This is a genomic window from Thermodesulfitimonas autotrophica (assembly GCF_003815015.1).
GTDB lineage: Bacteria > Bacillota > Desulfotomaculia > Desulfotomaculales > Ammonificaceae > Thermodesulfitimonas > Thermodesulfitimonas autotrophica.
On the sequence record NZ_RKRE01000002.1, the window covers coordinates 149469 to 164893 of the forward strand.

Sequence of the window (15425 nt, forward strand, 5' to 3'; positions counted from 1 at the left end):
TTTTTCGACACAAACCTCGAGTTTTCCTTGTGGAATATTCTGGTCATAAAAGCGGCAGAAGTCTCCGTCTGCGCCCTTCAAAGGTTACCACCTCTCGGTAGCCAATCCGGAGCAGGAGGTCAACCGCGTGGTCGAAATCCCGGCCCACATCCTCCGGCCGGTGCGCGTCCGAACCGAGCGTAACCGGGACGTCATACCGGTAGCAGAGCGATAGGAAAAAGGGAGCCGGGTATATTTCCCCCACTGGCTGCCTCAGCCCCGCGGTATTAACCTCTACCACCACCCCGGCAGCCGCAATCGCCCGCACCGTCTCCTCATAAAGCGCCGCAATGTCGCCGCGCGGCCGGTAGCCGAACTTTTTCAGCAGATCTGGGTGCGCCACCACATCGAAAAGACCGGTAGCTACCATCCGCTGCAGCAACCGGCAATAATCCCGGTAAAGAAGGTCGATATCCTTTCCGGCGTAACCGGCAATCGCGGCGGGGTTGTCAAAACCCCAGCCGTCTAAATAATGAATTGAGCCCAGCACGTAATCGAAAGGATAGCTTTGGAGGATCGCCGCTAACGCCTCCTCTTTGCCGGGCACGTAGTCCGCCTCGATACCGAGCCGCACGCGCAGGTCCCGGTTCTCCCGGCCAAGCGCCAGAACCTCGGCTACGTACGCATCAAGCTCCTCGGCCGCCATCGCCAGCCCCGGATCCCGCTCTGCCACCGGCAAAAAATACTGGGGGATGTGGTCGGCAAAACCGATTTCCCGCAAACCCCTGGCGCGCGCCGCCGCCACAAATGCAGCGGGGTCACCTGTAGCGTGGCCGCAGCGCCGCGTGTGAATATGGTAGTCGACAAGCTTCCTCCCCGCCAACTACTCGCCTCCCGCTGCCCACAGCTCCCGGGCTACCGCGGCCGTGAGCGCGTAAATCCGTTCCGCCAAAGGTACCGGTAAAATTCCCGTCCCGCAACTCGGCGTGATGAGGTACTGCCTTTCGAGCAACCCCTGCGGCACGCCACGGGCAGCCAGTTCCCGCCAGTAAGAATGGAGCCGGCGGACGAGGCTTCCTGCCTCCTCCTGCCAGGCGGCCTCACTGGTCGGAACGATACCCCAGGCAAGCAGTCCCCCGCGCGCCAAAAACTCCGTTAGCTCCCGCCGGTAAGGAAGCAATGAATCAAAATAGGCGTAAGCGTCAAAACTCAGGACGTCAATGTCGAGGGCCATCAGGATACTCCAGTCAACCGCGGCACACGAGTGGACGCCAGCCCCGGCCCCCACACCCTTGATTTCGGCGACGATAGCCCCCATATCCGCCAACACCTGTTCCCGCGTAACGGTGATGTAGGTTGACTGCCCGTAAACGCTCACCGCCGGTTCATCGATGAAAAGGAGCACCGGCCGTTCGCCCTCTTTCAGCGTGACCGCCTGCCACCGGGCTGCCAGCGCAAGGTTTTTCACGATCAACTCGCGGAGCTGCGGCTCGTAGTACGCCGGACGCCCGCCCGCGGCGGTCAACTGGAAGCCAACCGTCAGCGGCCCGACAACCTGCCCCTTTACCGCGACCGCCCCGGGAAAGGTCTGCGCCTCGAGCTCCCGGCGAAAGGCGAAAAAGCCAGCCGCCGCCTCCTCCCCCGGCGCAAAAGCAGCCAAAGCAGCGGCGTCTCCCGCTTCGGCAGCAAGGCAGAGAGAGAAAAAGTTGGTCAAGATCTCTGGCCAGTCCTCGTGCTCGTCAACAAAAGATTTACCGTCCGCTCCGAGCGCCCCCTGCTTCTTGAGCGCGCCCAAAAACTGCTGCACGAAACCCTCTGCCGCCGTCCGGCGCGGCAGCTGGGGCCAATGAGGCAGCTGCGGCAGACACTCCTTGATGATTGTGAGCGCCGGTTCCGTCTCAAGATAAGGCAGGCTGCCAATACCCGTCGCCAGCCCCGCAATTGCCCTACGCAAACGATACCCCCCTGAATTTGACAATCCTGTTTTGTTTATTATAACCCCATCAGTAGCAGGGACCGTCTAAAAATTGACTCCTTCCCGCTCCCTTTCGGGCAGGGTAAAAAGCAGTTCCTCCCGGGCGGCCTCAAGCTCCCGGCACCGGGCGGCGTACTCGGTTACCGCGGTGATAAAGGCGGCGTGGGACCAGGAAAGCGGCGCCACCGATAGCGGTTCTCCCGTCAACGGATGCACCTGTTCGGGCATCACCCCTGTAGGCAGGGTGTGCCTGACGCACCATTCCAGCAGAAGCCGGGCCCGGGAAAGGTCCTCGATGCTCACCGCCGTTCTGATGTAATACTGCGCCAGCCAGAGGGTGCAGATAAACCAGGGATTGCCGGGAATCCGCTCCAGATCCTCTGAACGCCGGAAGTAATAGTCGCCGTAGTACCGGGCAACCCCGCCCACGTCGCTTTTGACCCACAGCACCTTTTCCACCTGGCTCATCGTTTCCGCCACGCGGAGGTCGTGAACCGGCAGCAGGTTGAAGAGAAAGACGCCCGCCAGGCTGCTATCCACCGTATCGTCGGGCTCAAAAGCCTTTTTGGCCCGGTTGAAGTGCAGGCCGCGCAGAAAACGTTTCTTTTGCGGGTCGTAGAGGTTGCTAAGCACCCCCTCCTTAATCTGGGCCGCGCGGCCGAAATATTTCGCCGCTAACTTCGGCTGCCCAAGAAGCTGCGCGAAATTCCCGGCCGCTTTAAGCCCGGCATAAACCGTCGCCGTCGTGAAGGTAAAGATGCCCCGCCTCTCCTCCCAGAGATCATAAGACTCGAGCGGCAGCTGCAGTTCCTCATCCACATAGCCGGCCAGGAAATTAGCCGCCGGACGCACTAAATTATGGTAGTGGGCCAGCACAAATTCCAGGTCGCGCTCCTGCAGGTAGTACTCCCAAAGCGCCCACAGCACCAGCGCCGTCTCATCCTCCTGAATGGGAAGCTGGACCACCCCCTCGTGAAGCCACGGGTGCCAGCTCGAGCCCGCCGTCCCGTCCGGGTTATACTTGTGGAGAAGATAGCCTTTATCCGTCAAGGCGTTGGCGCAAAAACTGAAAAAGGGCCGGGCAACCTTGCCGTAGCCGGCTTTAATCAGCGCGTAGGCCGCCATAGCCCCGTCGCGGGGCCACAGATAACAGTAGTGGTCCCGGTTGGTGGCCATGATATCGGAGTCGGGGGAGGCGATCACCGCCCCGCGCGCATCAAAGTGGGTTTTGAGGATAAGCAGGCTCCGCTTGTAAACTTTGACTATCTCCCCAAAGGAATCCTTTAACTCCAAGGCACAGTTGCTACTGCAGGTGAAACAGGCTTCTAAGAAAGCCCGGTGCATCGCCTCCGTCCGTAAAAAAAGCTCCGCCGGCTCCTGCTCAAAAACAAACTTATTAAGCGCCCGCGCCTCCTGAATGTTCCGGCCGACGCAGATCCAGTAATATATAGTTTCCTCACCCAGCGGCGGCAGAATCAGGTTGAAGCCGATCACGCTGTCCACCGAGCCCTGCGCAATCGCGTTTCCGCTTAAAACGCCGTCCTCAGCGTCGCGCCAGGTTCCCTCCGCCTGACCGAAGCCTTTGATGCCCGTGGCAAATTGTTGGAAGCGCCCGAAACTGCTGTAACCATTGATAACGAAGTAGCGGTTCCGCTTGTAGTGGCAGAGGGCCCGCTCGAAGGCGTCGTAAAATACGGTATCACCGACCTCGGTTTCGTCAACCGAAAAGTCCTGCCCCAGGAAAACCCGGACCTCCCGCTCCTTGTTCACCATATTTTGGACCACAATCTTTTTGAGGTAGATATTCTCCCGGCGGTGTACCGCATCGTTGATCAACAGCTTTACCTTTAGCTCCGGATGGGTTGCCTCCACCTGAGTAATCAGGCAATCCTCCTGATAGCCGAGTAGGCGCTCCCAACTGCTGTCGGCGGTCCAGCTGAACCTGCCGTCCACCCAAACGCCAAGGCGGTTCCGGTTCCCCTGGAGGTGGTTCCACTGGCCCACAAAAGGATAAAAGAAATCCCGCATCTCAAGGTTCTCATCGAAGGTCACCATTATCTTTCCGTTACCAATTACCAAGGGCCGCGGCATACTCACTCCCCCGCATCACGCTCAATGATAGCGTCCGGCGAAACTTACAAAACTATCTTCTCCGGGATCCTCGCGAGCCTGCTCTGAGCCCGCGCGTAAACCTCCTGGGTAACCAGCGCGATATGGCGCCAGTTATACGTCGAGCGCACCTTGCGCCACGCCCGCCGGCAGAGTTCCTCGGCCAGCGCGCGGTTAAGCACTAACTCGCTTGTGTAGCGGGCTAACAAATCCGGGCGTCCGGGAGGGACCTTAAAGCCGTCAACCCCGTGTTCCACTACCTCGCTTAAGCCCCCGGTATCGCCCACGACTACCGGAACCTGGGCGGCCATCGCCTCGAGCGCCACAATGCCAAAAGGCTCGTAGTGGCTCGGGAAGACCGCCACCGCCGCCTGCGCGAAAAGGCCGTTTCTGGTCGCCCCGTCCACAAACCCGGCGAATGTTACCCGTTCGCTCACTTTAAGTTCCGCCGCGAGGTGCTTAAGCTCCCCCTCGTACGGGCCCTGGCCGCAGATTACGGCCCGCACCCCCGGAACCCGCGCCGCAATCAGGGGCAGGGCCCTGATCAGGTCCTGGACCCCCTTCTCCGGTACCAGCCGCCCTAAAAAAAGGATTACCGGCGCGGCGGCCGGCGCGGTAAGCCCCCGCCAGCCCTGCACCCCTAAAATCTCCGGGGCCACGCCGTTCGGAATAACCGTAATCTTCTCGCCGGGCACCTCGAAAAGGTGTGCAACCTCGCGGGCCATGTATTCGCTGCAGCAGATGAGGTGGGTCGCCCTCTCCGCCAGTCGTTTCTCCGCCATGTGGATCCGCCGCTGCAGCTCGTTATGGATGCCGCCGTGGCGGCCGTGTTCTGTAGCGTGAATCGTAGCTACAAAAGGCAGGCCTAGGCGGCCCGCTAATTCCTCGCCAGCGGCACCAACCAGCCAGTCGTGTCCGTGCACGACATCGAAATGCCGCCCTTCTTTGTGGAGACGTTCAACCGCCGCCACCATCCCCCTATTGAGCCGCGCCACCCAGTCGAGGAAATCTGCGCCGTCCCCGTCCACCGGTACCCGGTACACCCGGACACCGCCGGCCTCCTCCACCGGCACGCTGCCGGGCCGCAACGCCGTAACCACCGTAACCTCACTGCCGAGCTGGGCCAGCGCCCGCGAAAGATCATCGACGTGGCGCCCGAGCCCCCCCACGATGTAAGGCGGGTACTCCCACGAAAGAAGCAGAACCCGCCGGGGAACCGGCTGCCCGGAACTTCTCTCCAGCCAGAAACGGCTGTAAATCCGGTAGTCGATCTCCGGAAAGATGGCGTCCTTCGCTTCAATCGCGGCGAGTGCCGCGGCATCGATCTTTTCGTCAAGGATCTGGTCCGTTAAACTGTTAAAACGGAGGATATGTTCCTTCAACCGCCGCGTGGCGTACCCCACCGTGGAGCCGACCTTCAAGATAAAGGCCCAGTCGCTCGACTCCGCTAACAAAAGCTCCCGCGCCGCCTGGTTGAGAGCCCGCCGGGTAAGGCCTGCAGCCTCCGGGTAAAGGTCGCAGAGCTCAACCATCCGGGCTTCCGCGTGGTGAGTATGGCGGTAAATCCAGTCGTTCACCGGATCCAGCCAGACTTCGCTGTAGCCACCGGCCCCCCAGCTCGAAAGGCTCATCGTGACGGTCGCCTGGCGCGGGTGGGCCTTCAGGTAGTCGGAAGGCGTAACTAACAGCACCGCGTCCTGGTCGTAGTAAGCCTTGCGAATCAAAAACTCCAGCCACTGCGGCCCCTCGTACCACCAGTGGCCGAAGAGCTCGGCATCGTAGGGCGAAACGATAATGGGCCTGATTCCCAGGCATTCGCTCCAGTAAGCCACCTGTCGCTGGCGGTGGTAGAGAAAATGGTCGGCGTGCGCCGCAGCCCTCTCTATCGCGACGGCTGGTTCATAAGGCTGCTTTATTTCGCTCCCGGTAATCCGGTAGTATTTGAAACCGGTATCGGTCCGGACCTCCCCGGAAGGGAGGAAGGGCTCGAGGTAATCCCAGGGCAATTCATAACCGATATCCTTGTAGTACTCCCGGTACCAGTAGTCGCCAGGATAGCCGATCTGCCGGTCCCATACCTGCCGGGAAGTATCCGGGTCGCGTCCGAAGGCCGCCACCCCGGCCGGCGTGTAAACCGGCGCGTAGACCCCGTACGGCGGCGACGGCACCGCCGTCAAGATTCCGTGGCTCTCCACAAAGAAGTACTGAATGCCGCAGGCGGCTAAAATCTCGTCCACCCCGGGCGGATAACCGCATTCCGGTAACCAAAAGCCGCGCGGGTAGGAGCCGAAGTGACGCCGGTAGAGGTCGAGCCCCACCAAAATCTGGGCCCGCCGCGCCTCTTTCCCCCTGATTAAGGGAAGGTAACCGTGCGTCGCGCAGGTGGTGATGACCTCAACGGCACCCTTTTCCTGAAGATTAGCAAAAGCCCCCACCAGATTGTTCCGGTAGCGGTGGACGAAAAGGTCGTAATTGCGGCCCAACCGCTCTTCGTACATCGCCGCCAACGGGTAAAAAGCGCTTCCCGCCGTCCTTTTTTTCTCCGCCGCCGCCAGGCGTAACAGCCGCTCTAAGTAAGCAACGTAGCGCCGGGTCAAAAGCTCGTCCGTCAACATGCTGATGAGCGTCGGCGAGAGGGATACGGTGATGCGGAACCGGACACCCTCCGCGACCAGCCGCTCAAAGACGTCGACAAGCGGCAGGTAGGACTCGGTCAGCGCCTGGTAAAACCAGCTTTCTTCCAGAAAACGCTCCTTCTCGGGATGGCGTACGAAAGGCAGGTGGGCGTGCAGGACGATGGCAAGATATCCCTGGGGCACACTGATCCTCCCAACCGCGCTCGCGTTAAGTAAATCCTCCCTGTCAGCATAACATTTCTCGGAAAAAAATAAAAGCCACAAGGCACCAAAAGATCAGTATAAAAGAAATGGGCTCAAGCGCCCAATTTCAACTGCCATCTATGTTAAACAAGAATTCCTCAGTGCCTCGAGAGGCTGCCGGAACTCACGCCAATCGCTCTTACCGCCTCCACGAAAGAAACTCCTTCTGCCCCTTGTCCCCTTCCCTGGCGCACCGGAACCCACCGCCACGTCTTATCGGGAGGAACATCTACCACTTCCGAGCAAAGGAGGGGATAAAACTCGCCATTTTCGAACCAGCCAAGCTCCGCCCGGTAGCGCTCACCCGGATTCACCCCGCGAAAGTACCAGTCACCCGTATAGAAGGAAGGAGAAACAACCATGCGCGGCACCGCAAAACCGTTGGCCACCGAAGCCAGCCGCAGGATAAGGTTCTTCCCCCTGAGGAACTCCTGAGCCGCACTTGATATTTCCCAGTAGGCAAAAAGGACGGTGCTACTCTGGACCAGAAGCATCAGCACGTTCTCCCCGTATCCTGCCGGCAAATCAGAAACCTCAAGATAACCCATTCTCCCCCTCCCCTCGGTATTTAGTTGTCAAGCTGCCGGAAACAAAAGCCCTACCAAAAGAGCACTTGACAAGAAAATTATAACACAAAATATATTTTCCGGTATAGAATCCTTATTCTTTTTTCGAGAAATTTTTACAAAACTTTAATGCTCTATTTCCGGTTTTCCTCTTGGTTATACCAAAAAATTTCCCCCGTATATCTATGTCGGGGGGTTAGCGACGCATAACTTTTTCCTGCCGACAGCAACAGCGATAGCCGGTCTGGGGCTGCTGCTTACCGGGCTACGGTTTCTCCAGGCGGGCCTGTTATCTTTATCGAGCCGGCGCCTCACAAGAGCTCTGCGCGCCGTAGCGGCCAGCCGCCTGCGCGCCTTTCTCGCTGGTGTGGGCACGAGTGCCCTCACCCAAAGCAGCACCGCCGTATCGATCATCACCATCGGGCTGACGCACGCCCGGCTGATCGCTCTGAGCGAGGCAATCGCCGTTATCCTCGGCGCAAACATCGGCACCACCCTTACCGTCCAGTTCATAGCGCTGCATCCGGGGCGTCTCGCCCTGCTTCTAGGCTTAAGCGGCATCCCCCTGCTCGCCCGCCGCTCCCCGGCCCGCTTTCTCGGGCAGGCCCTCACCGGAACCGGCATGGTTTTCGCCGGCCTCGACCTGCTAAACCGCGGCCTGGCCCCGCTCAAATCAACCCCTTGGTTTGCCGCCGGGCTCGCCGCTGCCGGCGAAAACCACCTTCTCGCGATCGCGGTAGCCACCCTTTTTACCGCCCTCCTCCACTCCTCCAGCGCCGCTACCGGCCTCGTGATGGCCCTCTACGCCCAGGGGGCGATCTCCCGGGAAACCGCCGTGGCGCTCGTCCTCGGAAACAACATTGGCACTTGCTTTACCGCGCTCATCGTTTCCCTCACCAGTTCGGCAGCCGGAAGGCGGGTGGCCGCAGCCCATTTCCTCTTGAATACAATAGGGGCAGCCGTCTTTCTGCCCCTCATTAACACTTTAAGCCTTATCGGTGGTCTCACGGCAAGTGACCCGGCCCGCCAGGTTGCCAACATCCACACCATCTACAATATCGTGAGCAGCCTGGCGGCGCTACCCTTTTGCACGCCCTTCGCCCGCCTGCTCGAACGCCTCGTCCCCGACCGGCGCCCTACCTCCTGAAAAGGCGCTGCCGCCGCCGTTTGCGCACCGCCCAAAGCGCCGCAAGCATAAGGAAAAGGCCACCCCCGGCAGAGAGACCCTTTGCTACCCCTGGCCACCGCGGCTGCCGGACTACCGCCTGCGCAGCTACCACCGCCACCCGCCCGAGTTCCCCGGAAGGGCCGGTAAAAACCACCTCGCCGAGCGTCTGCCCCTGGGCCACGGGCGCCTCTACCGGAGCCAGCGAGAGCCGCCAGTTGGGCAAGGTCAGGGCAGGCTTATCAGCCGGAAGGTTGTACCAGAGCGACCGCGCTACCTTCAACGTAACCGGTCCCACCCCGCCGGCCACGGGGACCGACCCGATAACCTGCCCTTCCCTGACGAGCTCCACCAGCCGGTAGGCGGAAAAACCGTAGTCGAGCAACGCCGCCGCGTCCTGCCAGACGTTTGCCCCGACCGAACCTAAGACCACCGCGATCAGCTCCCGTCCGTCGCGCCGGGCCGACGCCACCAGGCATTGCCCGGCCTGAGTGGTGTAGCCCGTTTTAACCCCCGTAGCCCCTTCGTACCGCCAGAGGAGCTTGTTGTGGTTTATCAGGAGGCTCAAATCCTCCGGGTTGTCCCGCCGAATCGTTTTCGTCTTGGTGGCTACGATCTCCCGGAAAACCTTGTTTCCCATAGCGACCCGCGTTATCCGCGCCAGATCGAGGGCAGTGGTGTAATGGTTCTCGTCGGGGAGACCGTGGGGGTTGTTGAAGTGCGAATCGGTCGCCCCGCAGGCCTTAGCCGTCCGGTTCATCAGCCGTACAAAATTCGCGACCGAGCCACCAACTTTCTCGGCGAGGGCCGTAGCCACGTCATTTGCCGAGTTAAGCAAGAGGGCGTAAAGCGCGTCCCGGACCGCCAATTCCTCACCCTTGCGGAGCCAGATCGCGGAACCCTCGGTGCATACCGCCCCCTCAGAGGCGCGAATCCGGTCGTCAAGTTTAGCGTTCTGGAGCACCACCAGCGCCGTCAGGATTTTGGTCGTGCTTGCCGGGTACATCCGCCTGGTTGCCTCCTTGGCGTAAAGGACCTGCCCCGTCTTGAGGTCGAGCACCACGGCTGCCGGAGCCACAATCTGCGGCTCGGCACAAGCCCTGGCGGCGCCCAGAGTAAGCGCAAAGAGCAACGGGAGTAAGCAGAGCGCAACCCGCAAAATCCCTTCCTCCTCTGCCGGCAGAGCGGGCTTAATCTGTTTCCCGCAGGCATCATAGCTTGTTCCTTTTTCGCAAATAATATAACAGAAAAAAGGCGCCCGCGGGAAGCTTTTCCGAAAGGAGCGGCGGTAAAGTGCAGCTGAACGGGTTTACGCCGGCAGAGCTCACCCCGGAACAGATCGCTGCTATCAGTGAACTGGAGAAAAATTTTGCGGCGGATAAATCCGGCCGCAAAATTTACCTGCTCGCGGTTACGCGTAAAGACGACGCCCGCTAACTCTCCCAGATGCCCCGATCATCGTTAGGTAGTTGGCGGCGCCGGTGGCTAAAATCCCGCCACGCGCAGCGTCTCCCAGAAGCTGGCATCCTCGAAACCGAGGCGCCAGATGGCCACCCCGGCCAGCCCGTAGTTATGAACCAGGTTAAGTTTTATCCTGAGGCTGTAGGAGTTCTCAAACCAGACTTCGTGCGCTACTCCTTTATCCGTATAACGGAGGTAGGGCACACAGGCCAGGTTGTCCCAGGCGACCTGGGACCACCCGTTCCGGTTAATCAGCTCGTTAACCTGATTCCAAGGAACAACCCTCGTGCCGGTGGCAGACCAGTCGTAACCGTAAGCGGGGATGCCGAGGAGAATTTTCTCTCGGGGGATGGACTTCACCGCAAAATCCAGAACGGAAACCACCCAGGGAAGCGAGGCGATTGGCCCCGGTGAACCACCAAACCAGTGTTCATCGTAGGTCATGAGCATGACGTAATCGCAAATGCGCCCGATTGCCGCGTAGTCAAAGGCGCCGCCCCACACATCTGTAGGATCGTCGGCGGTTTTGGCGGGAACGGCCGCCGTTACCAGAAATCCTGCGGATTTGAACACCCCAGCGAGCCGGGCGAGGAAATCATTGAAGAGACTACGGTCGGCGGGCGCGATGTTTTCAAAATCGATATTTACTCCTGCCAAACCGTTATCTTTAACTAACTGGAGTAGATTGGCGATGAGCCGGTCGCCGCTTACCCGGTTGCTCAGGATATTGTGAACGAGCTGCTGGTCAAAGGAGCCGTTACGGTAGTTATGCACCACCACCAACCCCTTAACCCCTAGCCGCTTCGCCAGCGCCACTCCGTCCGCCGGCAAACTACCGCGGAGATTCCCTTGATCATCAAGGCTAAGACAAAAGAACCCTACGCCGTTCGGACCACCCCCAAACCTCTCCAGGGAGGTGTAGGCCGCCCTGTCACCTGGATAGTCAACCGGGTAGTAACCGAAAACCACCTTGCCGCCGCCTCCGGTGGGCAACTGACGGGAAACAGGCTGAGAAACCGCAGGGAAGAGGAGGGCCCATTCCTTTTCGGTCACCACGCCGTCCGGGCAGAGACCGGCCGCCCGCTCAAAGCGGGTTACCGCCCGGTAGGTGACCAGGCCATAGTAGCCGTTGGGCTGGGTGGTAAGATAACCCAATTGTGCCAGGCGAACCTGGAGGGCGTAGACGTCGGAACCGCGGGTTCCGAGCGTCAACGTGCGGTAAAATTCCGCTGCTTCGGCGCGAGTTGAGGGCGCAATGCCAACGAGGAGAAAAATTAGGCCGACTAAGAGGACTTTACTTGCTGTAAGTTTCATTTTCTCCCTCCTGCGTGACAAAAATTACTGCTTGTCCCTATAATAGCAGGAGAGAGGAAACAAAACCAGCCATTAGTTTATGGTAAGCAAGATATATTCTGGATTTTGTAGAAAAATGGAAGAAATAATACCAAATGCGCAAAAAAAATGAATGACGATAAGCAGAATGCTTTGGGAAAGAACAAAGGTCCTGGCCCAAGCACGGTTGAGCTGCCACCGGTTCAAGCGCAACGAAGAAGGGGACCGTTTCCGGTCCCCGCGCCACTCCATGCGCTCATGGTTTCGGTGCCCTAATCTTCTGAACCGAATCCCGCCCTGATATCCGCCGCCCCGCCGGCTTTGGGCCCGCGTCAGCCCACCTCGACCACGTAGCGGATATCGCAAACGCCCGCCGGGCAGTACCGCTCAACCACGTGGGCCGCCAGTTCATCTTCGTAATTGAGCAGCGCGCTTTCCACGATACTGGCGCCAATCCTGCCGACACCGCACGCGGCCGTTTCCCGCGCCTGGGACGACAGAAGCTTGAGCTCCGTGAGCGCCGCGCGCCCGCCCTCGCCCCGCCCGATACGGCGGAGCAACTGCTGCATTGCTTTCAGTTCCCGGGTGCAAACCGGACAATCACTGCAAGCCTCCTGCAAGACAAGGCCGAGGTAATGCTCGGAAAGATCCACGATACAACGGGGAATCGCCCCACCCGAACACATTCCGCAACGCCTCCTTTACGTTTTGGGCTTCGTGCCCTCACGCCACCCGTCTGAAGGCCTGCGCGGCTACAGCCACCGTTTCTTCGATATCGGCGGCAGAATGCGCCAGGGATACGAAGAGCGCCTCAAACTGAGACGGCGGGAGGTAAACTCCCCCGGCAAGCATCTCCCGGAAAAAGGCCGCAAATCTTGCCGTATCCGCCGTGGTCGCGCTGGCGTAATCCTTCACCGGCCCCGGCGTGAAGAAGACGGTGAGCAGCGAGCCGACCCGGTTCACCGTCACCGGAACACCCGCCTCCCGCGCCGCCGCTTCCAGGCCCGCCGCAAGGCGCGCGCCCATCGCCTCGAGCCGTTCGTAGGTCCCGGGCTCCCGGAGAAGATCGAGCGTGGCAATGCCTGCCGCCACGGCGAGCGGGTTGCCGGAGAGTGTGCCGGCCTGGTAAACCGGCCCTGCTGGCGCCACCAACTCCATAATCGCCCGTTTCCCTCCGTAGGCGCCCACCGGAAGGCCGCCGCCGATGATCTTGCCGAGACAGGTGAGGTCGGGGAGGACACCGTAGCGCTCCTGGGCGCCGCCGTAACCTACCCGAAAACCGGTAATCACCTCGTCGAAGATCAGGAGCGCCCCGTAGGCGGTGCAGAGGCGCCGCAACCCTTCCAGGAATCCCGGTTCCGGGGGCACAACCCCCATATTGCCGGCTACCGGTTCCAAGATGACCGCCGCTACCTGTTCCCCTTCGCGCTGAAAAATCTCTTCCACCGCGGCCAGATCGTTATACGGGGCAATGAGCGTGTCGCCCGCCACCGTTTCCGGAACACCGGGGCTCGTGGGAACGCCCAGGGTGAGCGCTCCGGAGCCGGCCTTGATTAAAAAGGCATCGGCGTGGCCGTGGTAGCAGCCTTCAAACTTCACGATCTTAGAGCGCCTGGTGTAAGCCCGCGCCAAGCGGACCGCGCTCATGGTCGCTTCGGTACCTGAGTTGACCAGGCGAACCATCTCGACCGCCGGCAGGGCGTCCACGATCCGCTTGCCGAGTTCCACCTCGAGCTCGGTGGGCGCCCCGTAGCTTGTCCCGCGCTCCGCCGTAGTCTTCACGGCCTCAACGACCGCCGGGTGGGCGTGACCTAAAATCAACGGCCCCCAGGAGCAGACGTAGTCGATAAAACTGTTCCCGTCTACGTCGAAGATGCGGGCACCGCTACCCCGGGCGATAAAAATGGGCCGGCACCCCACCGCCCGGAAAGCCCGCACCGGGCTATTCACTCCCCCGGGCAGGTAGCGTTGCGCCGTGGTAAAGAGACTTTCCGAACGCGCGAACTGCATCCTCCTACCCTCTTTCCGTGAAATACTGCGGATTCGAGCGTTTTAGTTCCTGCGTACTAAAAAGAACCAGGTAGTCTTTAATGCCCACCGCCTCGCTCAGCCGCGCGGCAATCGCCAGGCACTCCTCCCGGTGGGGCCGGTGGATCATCGTGTAGAGGTTGTACGGCCAGTCAGGCGCGGTTTCCCGTTCGTAGCAGTGGGTCACCTCCGGGAAAGAGGCGAGCTTCTTCCCGACTTCCTCCAGCCGCTCCGGCGCCACCCGCCAGACGACCATCCCGTTGGCCGTAAAACCAACGTTCTGGTGGCGCAGAGCTACGCTCAGGCGCCTGATGATGCCCCGCGCGATAAACTCCTTGACGCGCGCGAGCACTTCCTCCTCCGTCAGCCCTACCCGCTCACCGATCACGGCGAAGGGCCGGGACGCGATCGGGAAGTTATTGCCGAGCTCCGTTATCAACCGTTGTTCGAGCTCTGTCACCGTTCTCCCTCCAGGTCAAAGTTTACCCGGATCTTAAAGATGCGTCGCGCTGGGAGGTTTAAGAAATCCTGAATCCCGGTTTTCTCCTTGATTTCCCCGATGATCCGGTCGATTTCCTGGGCCGACGGCGCCAGGATGGTAAACCAGACGTTATAGGTGTGCTCCCGCACGTAGTTGTGGGTAATTTCCGGGAAAGAATTTATCACTTGCGCTACTTCAGGAATGCGCTCCGGAGGAACCTTCATCGCGCAGAGCGTCCCCGTATAGCCAATCTTGCGCGAATCGATAATCGCCCCCAGCCGCCTGATCACACCCGCCGCTTTAAGCCGTCTGAGTTCCCCCAGCACCTCTTCCTCCGTCAGGCCCAGCCGGTCCGCTAACTCCTTAAAGGGTTCCGGCACGGGAAGAAAACCGTCCTGCATCGCGCTCAGCAAACGGCGCTCGGCCTCGCTCAGACCTTTTTCCTCGGCTGCCACCTAACCCCTCCTCCCGGCTCCGTAGAGGCACCAGGGCTCCTCTGCCATGTAGTCGCCGTAGTAAAAAAGCGCCCGCGCGCGGCAGCCGCCGCATACCTCCCGGTAATCACACTGCCCGCACTTGCCGCTGTACTCCTGGGTTCTCAGGCGCTGGAAGACCTCGGCCTCCCGCCAGATGGCGGAAAAGGGTTTTTCCCGCACATTTCCTGCCGGAATATCGAGGTAAGCACAGGCCTGAACAACCCCTACCGGGTTGATGAGACAGTAAGAAAGCCCGGCCAAACAACCCCGAGAGAAACGCGTCGGAACCCCCATCTGCTTTGCGATCCGCAAAAACTGGGGCGCACAGGTCGGCTTGATCTCAATCGTCACTTCGCGCTGCTTTGTTAGCAAGCGGCGTAGCAGCCGCTCGTACTGGTCCGCCTTGATAGAAGCATCAGCGATATCCACCGCCCGCCCGGTAGGCACCAGGAAAAAAACGTGGTGCCCCCGCGCGCCGACCGCCACCGCAAAATCGGTGATTTTTTCTACCTCGTCGTAGTTAAACTCCATAACGGTAGTGTGAACCTGGAAAGGCAGCCCCACTTCCCGGCAGGCCCTCATCCCGTCTACCGCCGCGTCCCAGGAGCCAGCTACGCCCCGCAGGTCGTCATGCGCCTTTTTGTCCATGCTGTCGAGGCTGATGCCCACGGCCGTCATCCCGGCTTCCTTCAACTTCCGGGCTACCTCATGAGTGATGAGCGTCCCGTTGGTCCCTAACACCGGCCGGAGGCCCCGGTCCCGCGCGTAAGCTACCAGTTCATAGAGGTCGTCCCGCATGACGGGCTCCCCGCCAGAAAAGATCATGATCTTGAAGCCGGCACGGGCAATTTCGTCGATGAGCGCCCGTCCCTCATCCGTCGAGAGCTCGTCCGCCTTTTTGGCGCCGGCATCCCGGTAACAGTGGGCACACTTCAGGTTGCACGCGTTGGTTGCGTTCCAGGAAACGATCACGC

The 15425-nt window shown here is 60.4% G+C and carries 14 protein-coding genes; 2 read left to right on the plus strand and 12 right to left on the minus strand.

Annotated elements, in window-relative coordinates:
- Positions 1–43 precede the first annotated feature (43 nt).
- The 5 genes from EDD75_RS04545 to EDD75_RS04565 all read right to left on the minus strand — a co-directional run bounded on the left by EDD75_RS04545 (position 44) and on the right by EDD75_RS04565 (position 7490).
- A complete protein-coding gene (locus tag EDD75_RS04545) occupies positions 44–862 on the minus strand; it encodes a histidinol-phosphatase HisJ family protein (RefSeq protein ID WP_123928726.1) in 819 nt (272 codons plus the stop codon).
- Positions 863–1933, minus strand: a complete 1071-nt coding sequence (locus EDD75_RS04550; RefSeq protein WP_123928729.1) for a uroporphyrinogen decarboxylase/cobalamine-independent methonine synthase family protein — start codon at positions 1931–1933, stop codon at positions 863–865.
- Positions 1934–1999: 66 nt separating this feature from the next.
- Positions 2000–4045: a glycoside hydrolase family 15 protein gene (locus tag EDD75_RS04555; protein ID WP_123928732.1), complete on the minus strand. Its 2046-nt coding sequence runs from the start codon at positions 4043–4045 to the stop codon at positions 2000–2002.
- 44 nt (positions 4046–4089) lie between these two features.
- Positions 4090–6882, minus strand: a complete 2793-nt coding sequence (locus tag EDD75_RS04560) for a 1,4-alpha-glucan branching protein domain-containing protein (protein ID WP_123928734.1) — start codon at positions 6880–6882, stop codon at positions 4090–4092.
- 158 nt (positions 6883–7040) lie between these two features.
- Positions 7041–7490 carry a DUF4912 domain-containing protein gene (locus EDD75_RS04565; RefSeq protein WP_123928737.1) on the minus strand — a complete coding sequence of 150 codons (450 nt, stop codon included), beginning with the start codon at positions 7488–7490 and terminating at the stop codon, positions 7041–7043.
- Positions 7491–7752: 262 nt separating this feature from the next.
- Here EDD75_RS04565 and EDD75_RS04570 point away from each other — a divergent pair, with 262 nt between their 5' ends.
- Positions 7753–8655, plus strand: a complete 903-nt coding sequence (locus EDD75_RS04570; protein ID WP_281277489.1) for a Na/Pi cotransporter family protein — start codon at positions 7753–7755, stop codon at positions 8653–8655.
- On the opposite strand, the gene EDD75_RS04575 is transcribed toward EDD75_RS04570, so the two are convergent.
- Positions 8645–9832: a D-alanyl-D-alanine carboxypeptidase family protein gene (locus tag EDD75_RS04575; RefSeq protein ID WP_170157713.1), complete on the minus strand. Its 1188-nt coding sequence runs from the start codon at positions 9830–9832 to the stop codon at positions 8645–8647. The genes EDD75_RS04570 and EDD75_RS04575 overlap by 11 nt on opposite strands.
- 134 nt (positions 9833–9966) lie before the next feature.
- On the opposite strand from EDD75_RS04575, the gene EDD75_RS11185 reads away from it, so the two are divergent.
- Positions 9967–10110 carry a hypothetical protein gene (locus tag EDD75_RS11185; protein WP_170157714.1) on the plus strand — a complete coding sequence of 48 codons (144 nt, stop codon included), beginning with the start codon at positions 9967–9969 and terminating at the stop codon, positions 10108–10110.
- A gap of 48 nt (positions 10111–10158) precedes the next feature.
- On the opposite strand, the gene EDD75_RS04580 is transcribed toward EDD75_RS11185, so the two are convergent.
- From EDD75_RS04580 to nirJ2, 6 genes are all read right to left on the minus strand, one after another.
- Entirely contained in the window at positions 10159–11448 is a 1290-nt protein-coding gene (locus tag EDD75_RS04580; protein ID WP_123928748.1) for a glycosyl hydrolase family 18 protein, read from the minus strand.
- Between the two features lie 350 nt (positions 11449–11798).
- Positions 11799–12152, minus strand: a complete 354-nt coding sequence (locus tag EDD75_RS04585) for an NADH-ubiquinone oxidoreductase-F iron-sulfur binding region domain-containing protein (protein WP_123928751.1) — start codon at positions 12150–12152, stop codon at positions 11799–11801.
- 37 nt (positions 12153–12189) lie between these two features.
- Positions 12190–13476: a glutamate-1-semialdehyde 2,1-aminomutase gene (hemL, locus tag EDD75_RS04590; RefSeq protein ID WP_123928754.1), complete on the minus strand. Its 1287-nt coding sequence runs from the start codon at positions 13474–13476 to the stop codon at positions 12190–12192.
- A gap of 4 nt (positions 13477–13480) precedes the next feature.
- Positions 13481–13954: a siroheme decarboxylase subunit beta gene (ahbB, locus tag EDD75_RS04595; protein WP_123928757.1), complete on the minus strand. Its 474-nt coding sequence runs from the start codon at positions 13952–13954 to the stop codon at positions 13481–13483.
- The gene (gene ahbA / locus EDD75_RS04600) at positions 13951–14430 is read right to left on the minus strand and encodes a siroheme decarboxylase subunit alpha (RefSeq protein WP_245963074.1); all 480 of its coding nucleotides are present in this window, start codon (positions 14428–14430) and stop codon (positions 13951–13953) included. Before ahbA ends, ahbB begins: the two co-directional genes overlap by 4 nt.
- A complete protein-coding gene (nirJ2, locus tag EDD75_RS04605) occupies positions 14431–15423 on the minus strand; it encodes a putative heme d1 biosynthesis radical SAM protein NirJ2 (RefSeq protein ID WP_123928760.1) in 993 nt (330 codons plus the stop codon).
- Positions 15424–15425: the final 2 nt, after the last annotated feature.